We start from the raw sequence: 374 nt of genomic DNA, 5'->3' as shown, positions 1-374 counted from the left end.
GCGTCCTCAGGCATCGGGAGGGCAGCCGCGCTCGCGCTCGTCGAGGCGGGGTTCGCCGTGATCGGCACGAGCCGGAACACCTCGCGCGTCGCCCCTCTCCACGGGGTGACGTTCCTCGATCTCGACGTGGCCAGTGACGATTCGGTCACCGTCGTCGTCAAGCGGGTGATCGAGGAGTTCGGGCAGATCGACGTCCTGGTCAACAATGCCGGTATCGGTGCAGCGGGTGCCGCCGAGGAGAGCTCCGTCGCACAGGCGCAGAGCATCTTCGACGTCAACGTCTTCGGCACGATCCGGATGACGACGGCCGTGCTGCCACACATGCGCGCCCAGGGAAGCGGGCGCATCATCAACATCTCGTCCGTCCTCGGCTT

1 protein-coding gene is annotated in these 374 nt (G+C 66.8%); it reads left to right on the top strand.

All coding sequences use genetic code 11. From position 1 onward, the window contains the following. Nucleotides 1–374: SDR family NAD(P)-dependent oxidoreductase (locus U9977_RS22550; RefSeq protein WP_322751288.1), on the top strand; the 374-nt coding region annotated here is incomplete at both ends.

This window comes from Protofrankia sp. Cas8 (genome assembly GCF_963555845.1).
In the GTDB taxonomy this organism is placed as follows: Bacteria; Actinomycetota; Actinomycetes; order Frankiales; family Frankiaceae; genus Protofrankia.
The sequence above is the reverse complement of the archived record's forward strand: the minus strand, read 5'-3'. Positions and strand labels throughout refer to the sequence as shown.